Origin of the sequence: Sphingobacterium sp. FBM7-1 (assembly GCF_020687765.1) — a bacterium.
Lineage (GTDB): Bacteria > Bacteroidota > Bacteroidia > Sphingobacteriales > Sphingobacteriaceae > Sphingobacterium.
In genome coordinates, this window is record NZ_JAJEWJ010000002.1 from 221556 (window position 1) to 243328 (window position 21773).

At 43.4% G+C, this 21773-nt stretch carries 15 protein-coding genes; 14 read left to right on the forward strand and 1 reads right to left on the reverse strand.

Translation table 11 applies throughout. The annotated features are described in order from the left end of the window. Window positions 1-8: 8 nt before the first annotated feature. From LKO28_RS05500 to LKO28_RS05520, 5 genes are all read left to right on the forward strand, one after another. A complete protein-coding gene (locus tag LKO28_RS05500; RefSeq protein WP_227693704.1) occupies window positions 9-1751 on the forward strand; it encodes a RagB/SusD family nutrient uptake outer membrane protein in 1743 nt (580 codons plus the stop codon). Between the two features lie 8 nt (window positions 1752-1759). Further along, window positions 1760-4267 carry an L-rhamnose mutarotase gene (locus LKO28_RS05505; protein WP_227693705.1) on the forward strand — a complete coding sequence of 836 codons (2508 nt, stop codon included), beginning with the start codon at window positions 1760-1762 and terminating at the stop codon, window positions 4265-4267. A gap of 7 nt (window positions 4268-4274) precedes the next feature. Further along, entirely contained in the window at window positions 4275-5348 is a 1074-nt protein-coding gene (locus LKO28_RS05510) for a Gfo/Idh/MocA family protein (RefSeq protein ID WP_227693706.1), read from the forward strand. An 8-nt stretch (window positions 5349-5356) separates the two neighbouring features. Next, window positions 5357-6937, forward strand: coding sequence for a sodium:solute symporter family transporter (locus LKO28_RS05515; protein ID WP_227693707.1), 1581 nt, complete (start codon window positions 5357-5359; stop codon window positions 6935-6937). Between the two features lie 81 nt (window positions 6938-7018). Next, window positions 7019-8377 (forward strand): glycoside hydrolase family 105 protein, encoded by a 1359-nt coding sequence (locus LKO28_RS05520; RefSeq protein WP_227693708.1) that lies wholly within the window; start codon window positions 7019-7021, stop codon window positions 8375-8377. 6 nt (window positions 8378-8383) lie between these two features. Here the strand turns inward: LKO28_RS05520 and LKO28_RS05525 are convergent, their stop codons facing one another. After that, on the reverse strand, window positions 8384-9175 hold the full coding sequence (locus LKO28_RS05525; protein WP_227693709.1) for an IclR family transcriptional regulator: 792 nt from the start codon (window positions 9173-9175) through the stop codon (window positions 8384-8386). Between the two features lie 185 nt (window positions 9176-9360). Here LKO28_RS05525 and LKO28_RS05530 point away from each other — a divergent pair, with 185 nt between their 5' ends. Genes LKO28_RS05530 through fucP form a run of 9 tightly spaced genes read left to right on the forward strand, consistent with a single transcriptional unit; the run spans window position 9361 to window position 21653 of the window. Then, on the forward strand, window positions 9361-12483 hold the full coding sequence (locus tag LKO28_RS05530; RefSeq protein WP_227693710.1) for a SusC/RagA family TonB-linked outer membrane protein: 3123 nt from the start codon (window positions 9361-9363) through the stop codon (window positions 12481-12483). 40 nt (window positions 12484-12523) lie between these two features. Next, the gene (locus LKO28_RS05535) at window positions 12524-14080 is read left to right on the forward strand and encodes a RagB/SusD family nutrient uptake outer membrane protein (RefSeq protein ID WP_227693711.1); all 1557 of its coding nucleotides are present in this window, start codon (window positions 12524-12526) and stop codon (window positions 14078-14080) included. 42 nt (window positions 14081-14122) lie between these two features. Beyond that, on the forward strand, window positions 14123-15295 hold the full coding sequence (locus LKO28_RS05540) for an ABC transporter substrate-binding protein (protein ID WP_227693712.1): 1173 nt from the start codon (window positions 14123-14125) through the stop codon (window positions 15293-15295). Continuing rightward, window positions 15282-16439 carry a CaiB/BaiF CoA transferase family protein gene (locus LKO28_RS05545; RefSeq protein ID WP_227693713.1) on the forward strand — a complete coding sequence of 386 codons (1158 nt, stop codon included), beginning with the start codon at window positions 15282-15284 and terminating at the stop codon, window positions 16437-16439. Before LKO28_RS05540 ends, LKO28_RS05545 begins: the two co-directional genes overlap by 14 nt. A gap of 1 nt (window position 16440) precedes the next feature. Then, on the forward strand, window positions 16441-17583 hold the full coding sequence (locus tag LKO28_RS05550) for a CaiB/BaiF CoA transferase family protein (protein ID WP_227693714.1): 1143 nt from the start codon (window positions 16441-16443) through the stop codon (window positions 17581-17583). Continuing rightward, entirely contained in the window at window positions 17576-18799 is a 1224-nt protein-coding gene (locus LKO28_RS05555) for an extracellular solute-binding protein (protein ID WP_227693715.1), read from the forward strand. Before LKO28_RS05550 ends, LKO28_RS05555 begins: the two co-directional genes overlap by 8 nt. Continuing rightward, a complete protein-coding gene (locus LKO28_RS05560; RefSeq protein WP_227693716.1) occupies window positions 18790-19872 on the forward strand; it encodes a Gfo/Idh/MocA family protein in 1083 nt (360 codons plus the stop codon). Before LKO28_RS05555 ends, LKO28_RS05560 begins: the two co-directional genes overlap by 10 nt. Before the next feature lie 20 nt (window positions 19873-19892). After that, window positions 19893-20345, forward strand: coding sequence for a MaoC/PaaZ C-terminal domain-containing protein (locus tag LKO28_RS05565; RefSeq protein WP_227693717.1), 453 nt, complete (start codon window positions 19893-19895; stop codon window positions 20343-20345). A gap of 12 nt (window positions 20346-20357) precedes the next feature. Further along, on the forward strand, window positions 20358-21653 hold the full coding sequence (gene fucP / locus LKO28_RS05570) for an L-fucose:H+ symporter permease (protein ID WP_227693718.1): 1296 nt from the start codon (window positions 20358-20360) through the stop codon (window positions 21651-21653). Window positions 21654-21773: the final 120 nt, after the last annotated feature.

Sequence of the window (21773 nt, forward strand, 5' to 3'; positions counted from 1 at the left end):
GAATTATCATGAGAAAAATATATAAATATATTATAGGAATAGGCTTAGTTAGTACACTAGCAGGCTGTACTTTAGAAGAAAATAATCCTGGAGGAACAACTGCAGAGGTCGTGTTTTCAACGGAAAATGGTATTAATGCACTGGTAAATTCAGCGTACGTGTATTTCGGTTCCCAATTTTACGGTCGGGAAGACATCTTGATGTTAACCGAAGGAGGTACCGATCTTTGGATTAATATCGCTAATACCGGCTATGGTCGACAAATGACAAAATATGATGGTTTAGTAGCCACAACTGGACAGATAAGAAATACCTGGAATCGGTTCTACGAAATTGTAAACTACTGTAACGCCGGTTTGGAGCGTATTGGGGATGTTTCGTTTACAAATGAGGAAGAAAAGAAAGCTCGTATTGGGGAGCTATCTTTCTTACGCGCATATGCGTATTGGCACTTAGTAGAGCAGTACGGTGATATCGATTTGCGCACAGAAGAAACAAAAGCGGTAGTACTTACAGCACAACGTTCTCCTGAGCTCGCATTTTACGATTTAATGTTGAGTGATTTAGAAGTAGCGATCGCAAATTTGCCGGTTCAACCGATTCCAGCTACTGACCAAGGACGCGCAACTAAGAAAGCGGCTTATGGGTTAAAAGCACGAGTTGCTTTGACGCGAGTAGCTTACGAGTCTGCTACGTCGGAAAAAGATAAGTATTACAGAATGGCATCGGAGGCCGCCCAATATGTAATTAATAACCAAGCAGCATTACAAGTGAGTCTTTATGATACGCCAGAGGAAGTATTTCGTCCAGCTAATAATAAAAACAACAAAGAGGCGATGTTTTTTATTACGCATTCTACCATTAATTCCTTGAATCCACAGCCTAATAATCCGAATAGACTTCATATTTGGTTCAAAGCGAAATATTCCGAAAAAGCGGGGATGGTACGTGACCTGCAGTATGGTGCCGACCGTAATTCGCAATCAGGTATGTGTCTAATGCCTACCAGACATTTGCTGGAGCTTTACGATGAAGAGGTAGACAGACGTTATCGTGATTGGTTCCGGGAAGATTATTATCTAAACGTGGATAGTTATACCTGGAAAGCTGATGATCTTGCAGCATTTGAGAAGCCTGACAGTTTGGCGGGTACCCAATTGAATCGAGGAGATTTAGCACTTCGATTTACAAAGAAAAAAGTGACGGGCGAAAAAAGAGATCTTCCCTATGCTTTAGTCGATATTGACGACACCTATGATGGGGAACGTGTATCAACCAACGCGCGGTTTAATGTACACTTTCCAGCACTGATGAAGTATGATGATCCGGATTTGCCAGAAGCAGGTTCGAATGTAGGCTCTAAAGATGTGATTGTTATGCGGTTGGCAGAAATGTATCTTATCGCAGCAGAAGCAGAGACATTGATGGGGGGGGGCAATAAGACATTAGCAAAGGATCTAATGAATGTATTGCGTGAAAGAGCCGCTGTAGCTGGTAAGGAAAATGATATGTTGATAACCGAAAGTGATTTGGATATCGATTTTATTTTGGAAGAGCGTGGCAGAGAACTCTGTGGAGAACATATCAGATGGTTTGATTTGAAACGGACGGGTAAATTATACAACTATGTGCAAGCCTATAATAAAGATATTACGACAATGCAACCGTATCACGTAAATCGGCCTATTCCACAGCAATTTTTAGACGTAATTACCAATCCATTAGAGTTTGGACAAAATAATGGATATTAATACAAAACATGAATATAACTAGGAAAATCGTTTGGTTGATCGGAATGCTTTGCGCCGCTTTTTCAGTAAGCGCCGCAGACATTTACGTAGGGAAAAATGAAGGACAAACGCGTAGCGATGGTTCGGAAGCACATCCGCACCATTCTCTGGAAGATGCTATTCGGCACGCCAGGGAACTACGTCGATTAAATGATCCAAGTATTTCTGAGGGTATAAATATTTGGATTAAGCCAGGTGTTTATTTCCCCGAGCAAACGATTCGGCTCCGTCCGGAAGATAGTGGTACCGCTACTAGCCCGACACGGATACGTCCATTAGCGGGAAATGTAGTATTCTCCGGTGGAAGATCGATCGACGGCTGGAAGAAATTAGGAAACCACAAGCATATACCTTCGGCGGTAGCGAAACATATTTATGTTGCCGATGCACCCAAAGTTGGCGGAAAACGCGTAAACTTCCGTCAGCTTTGGGTAAACGGTAATAAAGCGGTTCGTGCGGAAAGCCACGGGGATATGGAGCTACCACGAATATTAGATTGGAATTTCACGAAGCAAACGGCGGTTATTCCAAACGTATTCAACGATTTTAAGTTCGTGCCGGGTATGGAGTTCTTTATCCATCAATGGTGGGCGATCGCGCAGTTGCGCGTAAAAGATGCTATCGTTCATAAAGACAGTATCGAACTCTATTTCTTTCAACCAGAAAGTAAAATACAAAGTGAACATCCTTGGCCCAAGCCTTGGTTATCTAAGGAATCTGGAAATTCTGCCTTCCGTCTGGTGAACGCACTTCAATTTTTAGATAAGCCGGGCGAATGGTTTCTAGATGAAGACGCAGGGAAAGTTTATTATTTCAAGCGAGCGGGTGAGGATCTAGAACAAGCAGATGTTATCTTCCCTTATTTGGAAACTATTTTGTCCATTGAGGGAACGCTTGAGTACCCCGTTGCGCATGTAGAGGTAGAAAATTTATCTTTTGAACATGCGGCTTGGTTTCGACCGAACACACACGGACATGTGGCGTTGCAAGCAGGTATGTATTTTCATGAAGCTTACAAATTAAGTAAGCCAGGAACACCAGATAAGAAAGGACTGGAAAATCAGGGATGGGTAGGCCGGCCGGCCAGCGCAGTGGTGCTTAAAAATACGCAATATGTACATTTTACAGGTTGTGGGTTTCGTCATCTAGCATCAACTGGGTTTGATTTTTATGCGGGAAATTATCGAGATCGTTTGGAAGGTAATTCCTTTTACGATATCGGCGGAAACGCGGTGCTTATCGGTACTTTTTCAGATGATCAGTTCGAAGCACATTTACCTTACGACCCTAAAGATGAAAGGCAGCTCACCCGGGACGTTGTCGTTCGGAATAACTTGATCCATAATACAGCTAATGAAGATTGGGGTGCCGTAGGGATCGGCGCCGGGTTCGTACGTGGTGTTGATATTTCGCACAATGATATCAGCGACGTTGCTTATTCCGGAATCAGTTTAGGTTGGGGTTGGACCCCGACGATTAACAGTATGAAAAATAATACTGTGGAACGGAATAGAATCACCCGCTATGGTAAATTCATGTACGATGTTGCTGGTATTTATACACTCTCCGCACAGCCTGGTACAAAAATAAGGAACAACGAGATTGACAGTATCTATGTATCTCCTTATGCCCATATTCCTGACCATTGGTTTTATCTGTATACCGATGAGGGATCGGCTTATATGGATGTTACCAACAACTGGTTCCCCGAAAACAAAATATTAAAAAACGCAAACGGGCCGGGAGTAATTTGGAAAAACAATGGTCCGGAAACGGATAAGCAAGCACTTAATGCAGGTTTAGAAAAACCGTATCGGAATTTGCTCCGTTGGAAGCAACCGGTCAAAGATGGATACACATTTAATCAACACGTTCCTTTTGCTAAACCGGTATTTGTGCAGGTTTATGATCCCAAAAAATCCTTTTCTAAGGAAGCGTTTTCGACTTTTGCGGAGGGACAGGGCATTGCTCAAGCGGAAATTTATAATTGGGGGGATTATCTGTTGCTAATGACGGACGACGAAATGGCGAAGAAATTAACAAGTGCCATGATTGCCAATTTCCCGGAGCTGTCTGTAAAGATATTTAACGATGTGTTTTATACATTCGATCAGCAACATTGCGCCGTTACAAAGAAATCGGATGACGTAGATTTTGTATTGCTAACAACACAATTGGTAGCAGATGAATCAAAACAAGCCGAATATTTCGCTTATCATGAAAAGCAGTTTGACGAATGGCCGGAAGTTGCCGCTGGTTTCTGTAATGCACGGTTTCAAGAGGTGTTGCTGTATAGAAGCGGTAGACAATTATTATTGTATATTTCTTTTCCTAAGGGAAAAGACTTTTCAGAAATAGACGCACTCACGACGAAAGACAATCCAAGAGTTTTGAAATGGAACGAATTGATGGGTACATATCAAGAGGGGATCTCCGGGACTGCGGATAATGAAACATGGATTTTTTATAAGAGATAACAGAAAAATGGAGAAATTAAGATTAGGTATTCTGGGGCTAGGCGAAGGCAGAAGTACCATGTCGGGTGCGCTGCAAAGCGAATATATCGATTTAGTGCAAATTTGTGACTTAAACGAGGATTTAGGTCGTAAACGAATGAAAGAATTCGATTTTCATGCGTATACAAATCGCTATGAAGATATGCTCACAAATCCAGCTATTGAAGCTATTGCGATTTACACGCCCGATCATCTACATGCTACACATATTAAACAAGCATTGGAACACGATAAACACGTTATCTGTACCAAACCTTTTATCGATAACTTAGCCGATGCGAACGAATTGTTGGCTTTAGCTGAGCGTACGGGCAAGCGGGTCTTTGTTGGGCAGAGTTCCAGATTCTTTGAACCCATGAAAAAACAGCGGGCAGACTTTGATGCCGGCTTGATCGGAGATTTAATTACAATTGAGGGTTATTACCACGCAGATCATCGGTGGTTTTTGGAGAAACCTTGGTCTTTACAATCCTCTTTTAAATGGCTGTACGGAGGTTTGAGCCATCCGGTTGACTTTATCCGCTGGTACCTTCCTAATATTGAGGAAGTGATGGGATATGGGATGCTTAGCGCAAACGGTCGTAAAGGCGGTTTGCAAAATGCGGATACCATGCATTTTATCCTGAAGGCAGAAGATGGCCGAGTAGCCCGTGTTAGCGGCGCCTACACAGGACCTGTGCAGCCAGTTACCCGGGATAGCGAGATGAGTTGTATTCTACGCGGTACCGAAGGATGTAGCCAGGCCGACTACATGGACCTGCGCTACGCTATTACCGACCGTACAGGAGAGGAAAGAATGCTGACATGGGAACACAAACTTAAACATTATTTCCGCTTCGAAGGAAAGAGTCACCACGCTGGCGAATATCAAAATTATCTCGAACATTTTTCCAAAGCGATTAGAGAAGGTGCTCCTGCATTCCCCGACATGAAAGAAGGAATTGGAACAATTGCGTTACTGCAGGCAATGGATGAGTCATTGTCTACGGGTAAGCCCGTTCGTCCGAATGACTTATTAGCAAAATACGGCGTAAACTTGTAAAGGATAACATGAACAACCTGTTAGACAAATTGACGATATACGATTATGTAATCGTAGTCGTATACCTCATTGCTCTCATTGTCATAGGGCTTGTTTCATCGCGCAAAAATGCGGAAGGGGCCGAGCACTTCCTGGCCGGGAAATCCCTAAGTTGGTATAGTATTGGTTTCAATATGTGGGCAACCAATGTAGGCCCTTCCATGTTGTTAGCTTTCGCCACTGTAGGCTACACTACAGGAATCGTTGCGGTAAATTTTGACTGGTATGCTTTTGTATTTCTTTTCTTGCTGGCTGTCGTATTTGCACCACGTTATTTATCCTCTGGTGTGCGCACCCTCCCTGAATTTATGGGGAAACGATACGGATCGGATACGCAGACGATTTTAGCATGGTATTCGCTGGTAAAAATGATGATATCATGGTTATCTCTTGGTCTCTTTGCCGGAGGTTTCTTAGTCCGTCAAATTTTAGGTATCCCAATGTGGCAATCGGTGATCTTTCTGGTCGCATTAGCAGGTTTATTTGCCTATACCGGTGGTCTCCGAACCGTGGCGAAGATTAATATTTTTCAGATGATTTTGTTGATCATTGTGTCCGCTTTATTAACCTTTCTAGGATTGTCGAAAATAGGAGGAATAGGGACGCTCTTCGAAAGCACGCCTCAGGGATACTGGTCTTTGATTAAGCCCGCAGGCGACCCCGATTATCCGTGGTATGCCATTGCGTTGGGCTATCCTGTTGCGGCTATTGCCTTCTTCTGCACAGATCAGGCAATGGTTCAATCCGTTTTAGGGGCAAAGAATCTAGAGCAGGGCCAACTGGGGGTAAATTTCATTGCTTGGTTAAAAATCCTTTCACTACCACTGTTTATTTTAACAGGTATTATATGTTATATCCTATTTCCGGGATTGGACGATCCTTCGCTGGCTTACATGACGATGGTAACGAATTTATTTCCCACTGGATTAAATGGTTTGATTATCGTGGTGTTAATTGCTGTACTCGTAGGTACGATCGGCTCGTCACTTAACTCTTTGGGAACGGTTTATACGATGGATATCTACTTAAAGCATGTTAATCCTAATGCTGATAGTAAAAAAATAACGCAGGTAGGGCGCTATACGATTGTTGTAGGATGTGTACTGGCCGTATTGGTAGCCATCGCAATCGATCAAATAAAAGGCCTAAACTTATTCGATGTATTCCAATCCATTTTAGGTTTTATTGCACCACCGCTCGCCGTCATCTTTTTGATGGCGGTTCTGTGGAAACGTACTAATAAGGCAGCTGTTAATACACTGCTGACTTTTGGGGCGGTCCTTAGTCTAGGCACGGGCGTCTGTTATCTATGGGTATTCCCGAAAGATGTCTATACGTTTTGGCCGCATTACCTGATGCTATCTTTTTATTTATTCGTCATTTTGTTGGTATTAGGTATTCTTATATCCCTAGTTGTGCCTAAGTCGAGCTACGAAAAAGAAAATGAAACCGCGTTTCAGCTTCAGATGGAAAAGCCAACTTTGCGCGTCAAATGGGCATGGGGAGTGTTATTTGTTGTCATGCTGCTATTATATATAGTCTTCCGGTAATAGAAGAGACTATCGCCAGGATGTTACAACGGAAAAAGAAAGTTTATTGTATTTTAGAGGATATTTGATAAGTAGCATAACATGAAAAAGTATTTTATACTAACCATACTGCCTTTTTTATTAATTGCATGTGGTAAGCAAAGTGAAGATAATCCGGTAATATGGTCACAGAAAATGGTAGAATCCCACGGATTGGGTGATTTTTATTGTAACAGGCATTATCAATCCACACTGGATTCAACGGGGTGGGACTACGTATCCGGACTTGTCGCCGGTGCGGTGCTGGAAACCTGGAAACGTTATCCGGAGCAAATAGCATATTACGAGTCGGTAAAAGCGTTTGCGGATTTGAACTTGAATGAAGACGGGACTATGATTCTTAATAGCAAAGGAGGATCAGCACTGCGTCCGAGTAATATTGACGATTTGCCGGCGGGGCGTATCTATTTTACCCTATATGAAGAGGAATTGCGAAAAGGCAATACTAAGGACGCCGAACGTTATAAAAATGCGGTCGATTTGATACGAAATACGCTCAAATATAAACATTCCAGGATCGCGGAAGACTTACCGGGTGCTGGAGGATTTTTTCACAAAGCTATATATCCGAATCAAATGTGGTTAGATGGGCTTTACATGGGATCTCCGATCTATGCCCAGTGGGAACATACTTTCGGGAAAGCGAACGCGTCGGAACAAATGGCCAGCTGGGATGATATCGCCTTGCAATTTTTAACGATCCATGAGAAGACCTACAATGCCGAAAAGCAACTCAACTACCACGCTTGGTCGGCCACTCCGCTTGATTCTAACTCGTTTTGGGCGAACGCAGCAGCTCCTTATCTAGGCGCTAGCCCTGAGTTTTGGGCGCGCGGTATGGGTTGGTATTTCGCTGCATTGGTGGATGTGCTGGAGTTTTTTCCAAAAGAGCACAACGCTCATGCAGATTTAGTAGAGATTACCAATCAAGTGGCCGCTGGGCTTAAACGTTGGCAAGACAAAGAGTCTGGACTATGGTATCAACTGTTACAGTACGATGGCAGTATGACCGCCGACGGTCAGGGTGATCGCGTTGGAGACAAAGTCTATAACGTGGGAGATGCGGCGAATTACTTAGAATCCTCGGCCTCTTGTATTTTCACCTATGCTTATTTAAAAGGTCTGCGATTAGGTGTGCTAGACCAGAAATCGTACCGTTCCGTCGCAGAGAAAGCCTATCGGGGAATTCTAACAGCATTCTTGCGTGACAATCCGGACGGCAACCGAGTTGACATTATACAGAGCTGTGCTTCGGCCGGGTTAGGTCCTGCTAAAGACCAATCTCGTACGGGGACCATCAATTATTACCTAGCAGGAAAAGATGTGACAGTCGTCGAGAATGAAGGAAAGGCGATCGGAACCTTTATCCTCGCATCGTTAGAATATGAACAGCTGAAATAAGCGCCATCATTGTATCTTAGGAAGGGAAGCTAAGCCAAGGTTCCCTTCTATTTCTTTTTTGCACCTCCTCATGGTCGCAATAATCTCTTGGTGAGAAACGGTGTTTTCATCTTGTACGAGAAGCAATTTGGAGACCGTTAAGCAAGCTGTGATAGCGCCGGAAGTATCACCTATGGGCACAGCAAAGTTCACTATGCCCTGTGCATAAGTACTCGACATCTCTACATAGCCTTGTTTTTTTATCTGTCGAAGTTCATTTTCAAATTGTATTTGTTGTTTGTCGGAGAACCGCTGATATTGTTCATTGTTCATCAAAATATTACTGCGTTCGTTTTCCTCTAAAAAACTAAGTAATATTTTCCCAGACGCAGTGGTCAAAATGTTATACAAATTACCTTCCTCAATCATTACTGCGATGGGGCGCGGGCTTTTGCTGTAGGCCACAACGAGCACCTTGTCATTAAATATTACCGCCAGATGGCAAGGTTGCTGTATCTCTAATGAGGTCTGTTTCATTGGCTGTAAAGAGGCCGATCGTAGTTTTTCAATGTAAGAATGTCGATGAGAAAGGTAATATAGTTTGAGCGTAAGCGCATATTTAGAAGAGATCGGATCTCGGAGGATGTAACCCCGTGTTTCCAGGGAGGCTAACATACGATAAATTTCATTCGGGCTTCTATTTAGGCCACTTGCGATTTCCGATTGTGATTGCGGCGCAGGTTGTAACGCTAAATATTCGATAATCTCAAGCCCTTTCTCTAAGGCGGGCGCTCTATATTTATCGAAACTGTTGGACATAATATAATATTTAGGGATAACTGTTAAAGATATAAAACTATTTGGATGAACAACAGTCTTTCTCCGGCAAAAAAACAATGAAAACATTTTTATATTCAAATTATGTATTTATATTTGAATATTATATCGTCTGTTTTTATTATGCGAGAATGGACAAAAAGTAGTGAATTATAAACAAATCAATTATGGTAACACCAAAAAAACGATGGCTTTTGTATGCAACATGTGCTACAACGTGGTGCTTAGCTGTCCCTGTACTCGGTAAGGCTGACAGTGCTTTTGAGTATAAACAGGAATTTATTAATGTCAGTGGTCAAGTGCTATCAGCAGATGGTACAGCAGTAGCAGGCGCTACTATTTTGTATGGTGGAGCAGAAGCATCTGCCGATCAAAATGGTCGTTTTTCCATTCGCTTGGCAGCTGCTGGGAATGTAGTTTTCTCGTCGATCGGATACGAACCCAAAACTATCCGGGTTACCGAAGATGCGGTACTAAACGTCGTATTGGATACGGATCAATCTACTTTAGATGAAGTCGTGGTGGTAGGATATGGCGTCCAGCGGCGATCCAATGTATCGGGATCCTTAGCTACCGTAGACGGGAAAACGCTGAACGAACGGCCAGTGCCGAACGCAGCGAATATGCTACAAGGTAGAATCCCTGGTTTGCAGGTAACACAACCTTCCGGTGAGCCAGGACGGGACAATCCAAATCTTTTAATAAGAGGGCGTGGAAGTTTTGGTGGGAGTACTGGGCCGTTGGTATTAATTGATGGGGTAACCGGTTCGCTGGAATCTCTCTCTCCTGGTGATATAGAAAATATAACGGTTTTAAAAGACGCGTCTTCGGCAGCAATCTATGGTTCTAGAGCAGCGAATGGCGTAATCTTGGTTACGACCAAAGGTGGTAAAAGAGGAGCGACATCGGTCAATTACCGGGTGAATGTCGGCCGCCATACTCCAACTGCTTTGCCTGATTTTATTACCAATTCGGCAGAGTATATGGAAATGTATAACGAGGCCGCAAGTCGATCAGGGATTTCATTTAGATTTGAAGAGGATCAGATTGAAGCCTATCGTAATGCTACGGATCGTACACAATATCCGAACTTTGATGCCGTAGATTATTATATTAATCCGGCCACGGTACATGACCATAACCTATCGATCAACGGAGGAGGAGAGAAAAATACCTTTAATATTTCTTTAGGCTATCTAGATCAGAAAGCCATGATTAAAGGCTACGATTTCAAACGTTATAATGCTTTATTAAATTATACGAATCAGCTTTCAGATTATGTAAAAGTAGGGACTATCGTGAATGCAACGTATCGCGATCGTAAAGAACCACCTTTTACCGGCGAGAACATGGCGTTGGCGATCTATGCCGCAGGGCCACTATATGGAGCTTTCTTGCCCGATGGTAGCGGTCGAGTAGTTTCTAAAGCTTACGAAGGAGAAGGACGGAACCGTAATCCTCAAGAATATTATGCGATGGGAAATCAGTATACAAAGGATTACCGCGTAAATGCCCAAGCTTTTATTGATATTACTCCCTTCAAAGATTTAACGTGGACAACGAAATTTGCGGTCAATTACGAAGACCAATATTATAAAATGCATCAAGTTCCTTATGATGCTTTTTTATTGCAGGAGCGTGATGCAGTAACAGGCGATTACAAGCGATCGACATTCGGACCTGATATAGTTGGGGTTACTGATCAATATGCCAAGACGTTGACTCCGACGATTTACTCTGTTTTAAACTATAATACACAGTTTGGTAGCGATCATAATTTTTCTGCATTAGCCGGTTATGAGCAGGTGTCTTACCGTACACAGAGTCTTCGTGGACGGAGAACATCCAGTGTTTATCCTGATTTGCAGGACATCACGGGGTATTTGCCGTCTGGCGAAACTTTATATTTCAGTCATCCACGGCTGCCGGGAGTAATCACACCAGCTGAATGGGCGTTACAGTCTGTGTTCGGTCGAGTAGGCTATAATTACAAAGAAAAATATTTTGTAGAGTCCAATCTTCGGTATGATGGAACTTCTAAGGTATCTCCAGAATATCGTTGGGGAGTATTCCCTTCGTTCTCTGGGGCATGGATGGCATCTAAGGAAGACTTTGTACAAGAGATAATGCCTTGGGCTTCTCAGTTGAAATTTCGTGCATCCTATGGTATTTTGGGTAATCAAGATATCGGAACCTATTTATACCAAAATAACTTAGATATCCGCGATATCTACTATTCCTTTGATAATGAGCAGTTGAGTTCCGGTGCAGTTGTGAATGTATTTCGTGACCAAAGTTTGCGTTGGGAGTCTACGAGCATATTTAACCTCGGGTTCGATTTTGCTTTGAAAAATAGATTGTTGGAAGTAAACTTCGATTGGTTTAATAAAACGGCTTATAATATCTTGGCGGAACAACCGGTGCCGGCAAGCTTAGGGTTAGGAAAGCCGACTACTAATGATGGGAAAATGCGTAATAAAGGAATTGAACTGGCGTTAGCGCATCATAACCGTATAGGTGAGGTGAGTTATAGTGTTAACGCAATGATATCTACTGCCCGTAATGAACTTTTACATATTCGCGTACCGAGTTATGGAACACGTATAAAAGAAGTGGGACAAGCTTATGACGCACATTACTTGTATGTATGGGACGGTATTTTCCAGGAAGAAGATGTGCTTCCTGGTGCTAACGTGCCTTCACACGAGCTAAACCCCAATCCACAAGCAGGTGATCTGAAAATGAAAGATGTCAATGGGGACGGTGTCGTAAATGCGAATGACCGTGTCGTCGTTGATGGAGCTTATCCGAAATATACATATTCTTTTGGAATGAACGTAGGGTACAAAAACTTTAATCTAAGCGCATTTTTCCAAGGCGTGAACGGGTTGAAAAATAGAGTGGAGAACTGGGGGATTGACCCGTTTATGCAGGGTACTGCACCGACGACGGAGTGGAGAAATGCCTGGACACCAGAAAACAGAAGTAATGAGCTTCCGGGAATATACGTGGCGGGCTACCAGGGCGTTGCCAATTACAAAGGGTCAACGTATTATTTGCGTGATGCGACCTATTTGCGTTTGAAAAATGTCATGCTTTCTTATGATGTACCATCGGATTGGATTCAATCTGCGAAGTTAAAAGGAGCGCAGGTGTATATATCTGCCGATAATCTCTTTACGATTACTGATTATAAAGGGTCCGATCCAGAACGTGCATCGACATCAGGAAATTACGCGCAATATCCACAAGCGAGAATCTTTAATATTGGAGCGAGTATCAGATTTTAAGTGCGACAAAGCATAAGATTTATTTAAAGGAATTTTTACCATGAAAGGTTTTAAAATATTAACATGCGCAGCGGCCGCCTCAATGATTTTGTTAGGAGGAAGCTGTAATAAGGATTTTTTAGACAGAAATCCAGAAAATAGTGTGTCCGGCGAAATTTTTTGGAAGAGCCAGACTGATGTAGAGACAGCATTGGCAGGTGTATATTACCGGCTACAAGAGAATTTTTTGGGATATGAAAGGGTCTACTTCGATGCCTTGACCGATAATGCTTTCCCAGACCCAGGCAACAATACCCAACCAAATTTGGGATCCATGACGATTGGAGCTATTTCTCCTGGATTAGGCGGAGTAATGGATAATTTGTATAGTACGCCTTATAAATTAATAGCGAGTGCGAATTATTTTTTAGACAATGTCGACAAAGCTAGTCTACCAGAGGAAACCGTCAATGTCTATAAAGCGGAAGTGCGCTTTCTCCGTGCCTTGGCATATTTTGATCTTGTACAATCTTTTGGAGGGGTAGTTGTTTATCGCAATTTCTTTTCTAAATTGGAAGATGCGCGCATTCCCCAGTCTTCTGAAGAGGAGGTATATGCCTTTATCCACGAAGATTTAGATTTTGCCATTGCCCATTTGCCAAAAGCGGTCTATACCGGTCATGCCGTCAAGGGCAGCGCCCAGGGAATCAAAGCGCGCGTGTATATGACACAGCAAAATTGGAGCGCAGCACGTACTTTACTAGCAGAAATTATTGCGGATAACAATTTTGGTTTGGCGGATAGTTACGAAGATCTTTTCACGACTACCGGACAAGCAAAAGCCTCGGTAAATCGGGAGATTATGTTCGCGACCCAATATCTGGCGCCAAATAGTGTGCACCGCCTGCGTCCAGGGGCTGGCGGATTAGATATTGAGCTAGGCTGGTATGCATTGATGCAACCCTACAAAAACTTAGTTGACGATTACGAAATGAAGGACGGGAAACGTCCTGCTGATTCCGATCTATACGATGCAGCTAAACCTTATGAAAACCGTGATCCACGACTGTATGCCACAGTAAGATTACCGGGCGACGTTTGGACAAATCCGAGTACGGGAGAAACAGGGCCGATTTACAATACCTATACCGGTTTCCATACCAAAAAATGGGTAGATTTGCGCCGTATACCGTTTACAGCCGCGACGGCATCCCAATCGGATCAGGATTATATCCATTTACGTTATGCGGATATTTTATTGATGTACGCAGAAGCCGTTAACGAATTGGATGGAGCGGTTAACACGGTATATGAGCAACTCGATTTGGTACGTGGAAGAACCACGGTAGGTCTGCCGGCCGTCGATCGCGCTGTATATAATACGAAAGAAAAACTTCGGGAGTATATTCGTCATGAACGGCGTATAGAGTTTGCTTTAGAAGGACACCGTTATAATGATCTAAAGCGTTGGAAAATAGCACATACCTTATTACCAACGTTGAAAAATCCTTCTGGTGTATCATACGTGTTTGAGGAGCACAATTATCGATTACCATTTAGTATTACGGAATTAGATAATAATCCACAACTCGATCAGAACATCGGATATATTAAATAAGCTTTATTCGGATAATACGAGAAATAATAATAATTTTAATACATGAACAGAGAGAAAATCCAACTGAAAGGGATTACATGGGGGCATACAAGAGGATTTGTGCCGATGGTTGCCACAGCGCAGCGTTATGAAGAGTTACACCCGGAAGTCGAAATCATTTGGACAAAGCGTTCCCTTCAAGAATTCGCAGACAAATCCGTAACGGATTTAGCTCGGGAATACGATTTGATGGTTATCGATCATCCCTGGACAGGACATGCCGCCGCAGAACGGATGGTTATTCCTTTTGATGATTTTTTGCCAGAAGCTTTTTTAGCCGATCAACGCGAAAATAGCGTAGGACAATCTTATGCGAGTTACAACTTCGAAGGCAAACAATGGGCGCTTCCGATAGATGCTGCAACGCCAGTGGCGGCAAGTCGACCAGATCTTTTACAGGAACTCGGTTTGGAGGTTCCGAGCACCTTTGAAGACCTTTTAGCCTTGGCAAAAAAAGGACGTGTTGGATTTTCTCTCATACCTATTGATGTATTAATGAGTTTTTACATGTTTTGTTGTTCATTGGGAGAATCACCCTGTCAACGAGACAATGAAGTTGTCAGCTCACAAACGGGCGTGACAGTATTAAAACTTTTTAAATCCCTTGCAGATCATATAGATCCACGATTTTACACAAAAAATCCGTTTAAGGTTTTTGAGGATATGACCCAACAAGACGAGATTGTTTATTGTCCATTTGCGTATGGATACTCCAATTATTCTAGACCGGGATACGCGAGAAAGTTGTTGCATTTTCATGATTTAGTGTCCATGGAAAAAGGAGGTACACCGCTTATTAGCACATTGGGAGGTGCGGGGCTCGCTATTTCGTCCCAAAGCAAGCATTTGGATGTCGCGGTGGATTATGCTCGTTTTGTGGCTTCAGCCGAAATACAACAAACATTATATGTGGAGACAGGAGGGCAACCGGGGCATTTAAAAGCTTGGGAAAACGAAAATGTTAATGCGGCTACAGCAAATTATTTTAAGAATACTTTGCCCACGTTGCAACGCGCTTACCTTCGTCCACGCTACGACGGACATCTTTATTTTCAAGACCACGCTGGCGATATCGTTGTAAATTATTTAAAAAATGGTGGGGATGAACTTGCGGTATTGGAAGAGCTTAATAAAATGTATCAGGAATCATTAGCATGGGAAAATGTCAATGGATAACAAGCCTTTAGATGGTTTATTGGTGTTGGAATTCTCGCAGTTTATGGCGGGACCAACTGCTGGTTTACGACTAGCCGATCTCGGTGCACGTGTAGTGAAAATCGAACGCCCGGGAAAAGGTGAAGGAGGAAGACAAATAGCCATTAAAAATATCTTTGTAGACGAAAGTAGTCTGGTTTTCCATACGATCAATCGAAACAAAGAATCCTACGCAGCAGATTTAAAAAATGCAGCGGATTTGGCAGATATCAAAGCATTAATCAAGAAAGCGGATGTGATCACCCACAATTTTCGTCCAGGAGTGATGGAAAAAATCGGTCTCGATTACGATAGCGTGAAAGCGCTTAACCCGAAGATTATTTACGCAGTGGTCACCGGTTATGGGAATGAAGGTCCTTGGGCAAAAAAACCTGGACAAGATTTATTAGTACAATCGTTATCAGGTCTTTCATGGCTTTCGGGAAGTAAGGGCGACGGTCCGGTTCCATTCGGTTTAGCGGTGATCGACATGTATTGTGCGACACACCTCACGCAGGGAATATTAGCAGCGTTGCTCAAACGTGCTCGCACACAGGAAAGCGTATTGGTGGAGGTGAGCCTTATGGAGTCGGCCTTAGATATGCAATTCGAGGTGCTCACAACCTACTTCAATGATGGTGGTAAGTTACCGCAACGATCAGCCGTGCGTGGTGGCGGACATGCGTATTTAAGTGCGCCATATGGATTGTATAATACCGAAGATGGTTATCTGGCGCTAGCGATGGGTGATTTACAAAAAATTGGAACTCTTATCGGCTTACCCGAAGATTGCTATCAGGATCCATCCACTTGGTTTTCGCAGCGCGATCAAATTATGGAAGAGCTTGGACTAGCGCTTCGCGCAAAATCAACCACAGAGTGGGTAGCGTTGTTAGATGCAGCAGGCATCTGGTGTGGCGCTGTACTTGATTATAAGTCCTTCCTTGGAGAGCAAGGGTTTGTACAAGCTGGAATGCTGCAAGAAATAGCTTTACAGGATGGCACGACTTTACAAACTACACGTAGCCCATTCGGGATCGACGGCCATTATCTGTACGTGGATAAGCCTGCGCCGAAAGCGGGCGAGGATAACGAAAAAATTATACACGATTATTTGAGACGTTAATATGTTGCCGTTAGCAGGTTATACAGTAATAGATTTCAGTCAATTTCTCTCAGGCCCTTTAACGAGTCTCCGTTTAGCAGATTTAGGTGCTCGAGTTATCAAAATAGAGAAGCCCGGCATAGGTGATATCTGCCGACAATTGTACACATCCGAGACGGTATTAAATGGGACATCTACGGTGTTCCACGCGATTAATAGAAATAAAGAAAGCATCGTTTTAGATATTAAAAATGATGCAGATCGTCGCGTTATCAGTGACTTAATTGCCAAGGCGGATGTAGTGATACATAATTTTCGTCCGGGCGTTATGGAACGTTTAGGGTTCGATTATGCGCATGTTCGAAATATAAACCCGACGGTTGTTTATGGCGAAATTTCCGGATATGGAAAAGAAGGAGTATGGGCTGGTCAACCCGGGCAAGATCTGCTATTGCAATCGCTTACAGGGATGACTTGGCTTAGTGGTAATGCCGATAATGGGCCAGTTCCAATGGGCTTATCAATTGTAGATATGTTTGCGGGAGGTAACTTGTGCAGTGCCATTTTAGCTTGTTTATATCGACGAGCCGTACAGGGCATAGGCGCACATGTGCATGTGAGCATGCTCGATTCGGCAGTAGACATACAGTTTGAAGCGGTAACGACCTATTTTCGAGACGGTCATTTATTGCCTCAGCGCAGTGAAGTAAGTAATGCGCATGCCTATTTGGCTGCTCCCTATGGGGTATATCGTACCGCAGATGGTTACCTCGCACTTGCAATGGGATCTATTCCCTATTTGAGTGAATTGTTAGCATGTCCTGCATTAGCAAATTTTGAAGATGGCGAACAAGCATTTCAAGAGCGTGACACGATTAAAAAAGTGCTGATGGAGCATTTAGTCACTAAACCAACTGGGCATTGGTTAAACATTCTGGAGGCGGCCGATATATGGTGTGCGGATGTGTTGGACTGGAATAGACTGACCGCGCATGACGGTTTTAAGGTATTGGAGATGGTGCAGGAAGTTAACATGGGGGATAATTTTGAATATAAAACCACCCGCTGCCCTATCCGTATTGACGGCGAGTTATTGAGCTCACGAAAAGGCTCACCAAAACTAGGTGAGCATACAGAAAAAATATTAGCAGAGTTGTATGAATAAATTAAGGTTTGCTGTCAGGAAGTTTGATCCCTTCGAACAAGCGTTGGAGAAATGCTGGTCGGCTTATCAACAGCTGTATCCTTCCAATGTAGAGATGGAGTTTGTCCCTCTGGATTTAGAACAGCTAACAGAAGCATTTTTCGAAAAACAGGGGCTGCAAAACGGCGATTGGGATATTGTGCATATCAATACCGATTGGATAGCACGGGCTTATGAGTCAAAAGGACTACGTGTTTTAAATGATCTCATCGCACAAAACCCACCAGAAGATTATGACCATGCTTGGCCAGACAGCCTTACAAACTTGCAGCAATTTGAGGACCGTATATACGGTCTTCCTTTTCATGACGGCCCAGAATGCTTGGTCGTGCGGAGAGATTTATTTGAGAATAAGGATGAGCAGACCCGTTTTCAGGAACTCCATGGAAAGCCATTAAAGGTTCCGACCACTTGGGAAGAGTTTCTGACCGTTGCCGATTTCTTTACCAGACCGGAAGAAAATCTATACGGGACTGTATTTGCCGGTTATCCAGATGGACATAACGCGGTGTTCGATTTTTGTATCCAGCTCTGGTCTCGCGGAGGAGAATTGACCGATGGAGATAAAGTCGTCCAATTGAACCAGCCCGTGGCAGCAGAAGCCTTGGATTTTTATCGCGCATTGTTTCAAAACCAATCTGGTCTGCATCCGCAGTCCGCAGCCTACGAATCTGTCCAAGCCGGGCAGGCTTTTGCCCGGGGAGAGGTCGCCATGATGGTTAATTGGTTTGGCTTTGCATCTTGGGCACAGATTGATGAAGGATCAGCTGTAAGGGGAAAAGTGGACATTGCTCCAATTCCTTCAAAACCTGGACAGATGTCTCCTTCATTAAATGTATATTGGTTATATGCTATCGCGCAGGGTAGCCAACATGCCGCATTAGCTTACGACTTTATCCGTTTTGCGGTAAGTAAAGAAAACGATAAACAACTAACATTAGCAGGAGGAGTGGGGTGTCGGTATTCGACATGGCAGGATGAAGAAATCAACCAATCCATTCCTTTCTACAACAAGCTCGCAGCTTTGCACGAGACAGCGCATACGTTGCCTAGATTGGCGAATTGGACACAGATTGCCCATATAATCGACGAAACGGTTACAAACGCCGTGCGAAGTAGCCAAAGCAGTCTGTCCTTATTAACCGAAGCACAAGAAAAAATAAACAAATGGATATGATCCCAATTGATTATAAAACGAAGTTACCCCAAGTTTCACTGCCCATTATTATTATTGGCGCAGGAGGAATTGTGAAAGATGCCCATCTACCGGCATACCGAAAAGCAGGGTTCAATGTACATGGTATTGTAAACCGTACGAAAAGCAGAGCGGAAGATTTAGCACAAGAATTTGGGATCCCAAATGTTTACGATAGCGTTTCAGAGGCAGTTGCACAAGCACCCGAAAATGCCGTATATGATATTACGATTATGCCGAATACGTTTATCGAAACGTTGGAAGCCCTACCAGACGGTGCCGCCGTGTTGATTCAAAAACCAATGGGAGATTATTATCCGGAAAGCCAAGCTATTTTGGAAGTCTGCCAACGGAAGAACTTAGTAGCGGCCATCAATTGTCAACTTCGTCAAGCACCTTTCGTTAATGCAGCACGTTGGCTTATTGAACAAGGATATATCGGTGAAGTATACGACATGGAGGTACGTGTAAATTTACATACACCATGGCAGCTTTTCCCACATGTAATGGTGCATCCCCGTTTAGAAATTTTGTATCATAGTGTCCATTATATCGATCTGATCCGCTCGTTTTTGGGGAATCCTCATTCGGTATATGCAAAGACATTGAAGCATCCCGCCAAAGAGCTATCGTCCAGCCGGACGACGCTTCTTTTTGATTACGGAGATACCTTGCATGCTGTTGTCAATACCAATCATGATCATGATTTCGGCCCGAAACACCAAGAAAGCTATATCAAATGGGAAGGGACGAAAGGCGCTATCAAAGCCACGATGGGGGTGCTCATGGACTATCCTCACGGCGTTCCCGATGTGTTTGAATATTGTATTAAGCCAACCGACGGAAGCGCTCCGCAGTGGGTGGAATTTCCGATCGAGGGCACGTGGTTTCCTGACGCTTTCATCGGAAGTATGGGAAGCTTAATGCGCTTTAAACTAGGTGAAATAAAAGTATTGCCCGCGGCGGTCGAAGACGTAATACATACGATGGCTGTCGTAGAAGCTGCTTATGAAAGCAGCGCGCGAGGTGGGCAGTCTATTCCTTATCATTCTTAACTTATTTATCAGATCATAATATGCATTTTGAATCTATTTTTTTTGAAGACTATATCTTACAAGATAAACGAACGACACTCGGGCGCACCATTACCGAAACCGATTTTGTCGTACACGCAGGGCATACCGGAGACTTTTTTCCACATCACATGGACGCCGAATGGTGTAAAACCCAACCCTTTGGCCAACGGATTGCCCACGGCACGATGATATTTTCGATCGGTATCGGCCTCACCGCTTCGGTGATCAATCCCGAAGCATTTTCAAAGGGTTACGATCGCCTACGGTTTGTGAAACCGGTGTTTATTGGCGATACCATACATGCAGAAGTGACTATCTCCGAAAAATCGGACGCAAAAAGACCGGAATTCGGAACCGTGGTTGAACACGTAGAAATTATTAATCAACATGGAGAAGTAGTTTTGGTAGCAGACCATATCTTGCTAGCGAAGCGCAAAAATATGGAAACCTAACCTATTCGACTTATGGAACTTGGTACACAAACAAACGCAAAACTTACAAATGGAGGGGGCAGAAACTATTTGCTCCCTTTCGTGCTTATCGTCAGCTTATTTTTTTTATGGGGGATGGCCCATAACCTAAACGGCGTTTTAATTCCTCACTTAAAGAAGGCCTGTCAGTTAGATAACAGCCAATCCGCCTTAGTAGACACGTCAATTTTTTTAGCCTATTTTATCATGGCGCTTCCGGCAGGTTATCTCTTGCGTAGATGGGGGTATAAATTGTCTATTATCATGGGATTGATCGCTTTTGCTATCGGAGCGTTCTTATTCATTCCCGCTGCGGATTACCGCATGTACGAGCTCTTTTTATTAGCGTTATTTATTATCGGATGTGGCCTGGCGGTATTGGAAACCGCTGCGAATCCTTATGCGGCTATTTTGGGTAAGCCAGAAGCGGCGACTCATCGGTTGAACTTGGCAGCGTCTTTCAATGGATTAGCAGCCATGGTCGCACCTATTGTAGGAACTGCTTTTATTTTATCTGGTAAATCGTATACAGACGTCGAACTTCAGGCAATGGCCGAAGCAGAGCGATTGGCTTATCTTACGGAAGAAGCAGCTTCCGTTAAAGCCCCGTATTTTGTACTCGGCTTTATATTGCTGCTTGTGGCGGTAGTTTTTATGTTTGTTAAACTTCCCGAAATAAAAGAAGCTGAAAATGAAACGGAGAAAAATGAGAAAACGAGCCTGTTTTCGGTACTTCGACATAAGCATCTTGCGTTCGCGGCAATTACACAGTTTTTCTATGTAGGCGCACAAGTGTGTGTAACGAGCTTTTTTATTCGGATGGCCCAACAAGGTGCCGGCGTCGACGAAAAAACGGCGGGTTACTATTTAGGCATCTATGGCTTACTGTTTATGGGAGGACGTTTTGTAGGAACATTTTTATTGCGTTACACGACTGCTGACCGTTTATTAGCGCTTTATGCATTGGTTTGTGGCGCATTGGCGGCGGTAGCGGTACTTGGGTCAGGGATGGTCGTATTATATGCTTTAGGTGGTTTAGGTTTCTTTATGTCCATCATGTTTCCTACTATCTTTTCGTTAGGAATTGCCGGTTTAGGAAAAGAGACCAAGCAAGCTTCATCTTGGCTAATCATGGCAATCGTCGGCGGCGCAATCTTCCCCTATATTACGGGTGGGATTATTGACTTAGCTGATGATAATACACAAATGGGATACGTGGTGCCATTTGTATGTTATATCGTCATTCTGTGGTTTGCCCGCAAAGGCTGTAAACCGGCTTCTACCACCTAGAGGCAACATAATATAATAGCTGGAGAAAATATTATAAGGTCTCCTTTGACATTTGGACTATGTTTGTAGTTGGCGCTATATAGTGTTGACTCAATTGTGTATGCGCTTTAACATCAAGCA

What these genes read in the sequence shown, in the direction of transcription:
- fucP (WP_227693718.1), top strand. Translation starts at nt 20,358, where the DNA reads ATGGAACTTGGTACACAAACAAACGCAAAACTTACAAATGGAGGGGGC.
- LKO28_RS05500 (WP_227693704.1), top strand. Translation starts at nt 9, where the DNA reads ATGAGAAAAATATATAAATATATTATAGGAATAGGCTTAGTTAGTACA.
- LKO28_RS05525 (WP_227693709.1), bottom strand. Translation starts at nt 9,175, where the DNA reads ATGTCCAACAGTTTCGATAAATATAGAGCGCCCGCCTTAGAGAAAGGG.
- LKO28_RS05555 (WP_227693715.1), top strand. Translation starts at nt 17,576, where the DNA reads ATGAATAAATTAAGGTTTGCTGTCAGGAAGTTTGATCCCTTCGAACAA.
- LKO28_RS05540 (WP_227693712.1), top strand. Translation starts at nt 14,123, where the DNA reads ATGAACAGAGAGAAAATCCAACTGAAAGGGATTACATGGGGGCATACA.
- LKO28_RS05515 (WP_227693707.1), top strand. Translation starts at nt 5,357, where the DNA reads ATGAACAACCTGTTAGACAAATTGACGATATACGATTATGTAATCGTA.
- LKO28_RS05520 (WP_227693708.1), top strand. Translation starts at nt 7,019, where the DNA reads ATGAAAAAGTATTTTATACTAACCATACTGCCTTTTTTATTAATTGCA.
- LKO28_RS05545 (WP_227693713.1), top strand. Translation starts at nt 15,282, where the DNA reads ATGTCAATGGATAACAAGCCTTTAGATGGTTTATTGGTGTTGGAATTC.
- LKO28_RS05535 (WP_227693711.1), top strand. Translation starts at nt 12,524, where the DNA reads ATGAAAGGTTTTAAAATATTAACATGCGCAGCGGCCGCCTCAATGATT.
- LKO28_RS05560 (WP_227693716.1), top strand. Translation starts at nt 18,790, where the DNA reads ATGGATATGATCCCAATTGATTATAAAACGAAGTTACCCCAAGTTTCA.
- LKO28_RS05530 (WP_227693710.1), top strand. Translation starts at nt 9,361, where the DNA reads ATGGTAACACCAAAAAAACGATGGCTTTTGTATGCAACATGTGCTACA.
- LKO28_RS05550 (WP_227693714.1), top strand. Translation starts at nt 16,441, where the DNA reads ATGTTGCCGTTAGCAGGTTATACAGTAATAGATTTCAGTCAATTTCTC.
- LKO28_RS05505 (WP_227693705.1), top strand. Translation starts at nt 1,760, where the DNA reads ATGAATATAACTAGGAAAATCGTTTGGTTGATCGGAATGCTTTGCGCC.
- LKO28_RS05565 (WP_227693717.1), top strand. Translation starts at nt 19,893, where the DNA reads ATGCATTTTGAATCTATTTTTTTTGAAGACTATATCTTACAAGATAAA.
- LKO28_RS05510 (WP_227693706.1), top strand. Translation starts at nt 4,275, where the DNA reads ATGGAGAAATTAAGATTAGGTATTCTGGGGCTAGGCGAAGGCAGAAGT.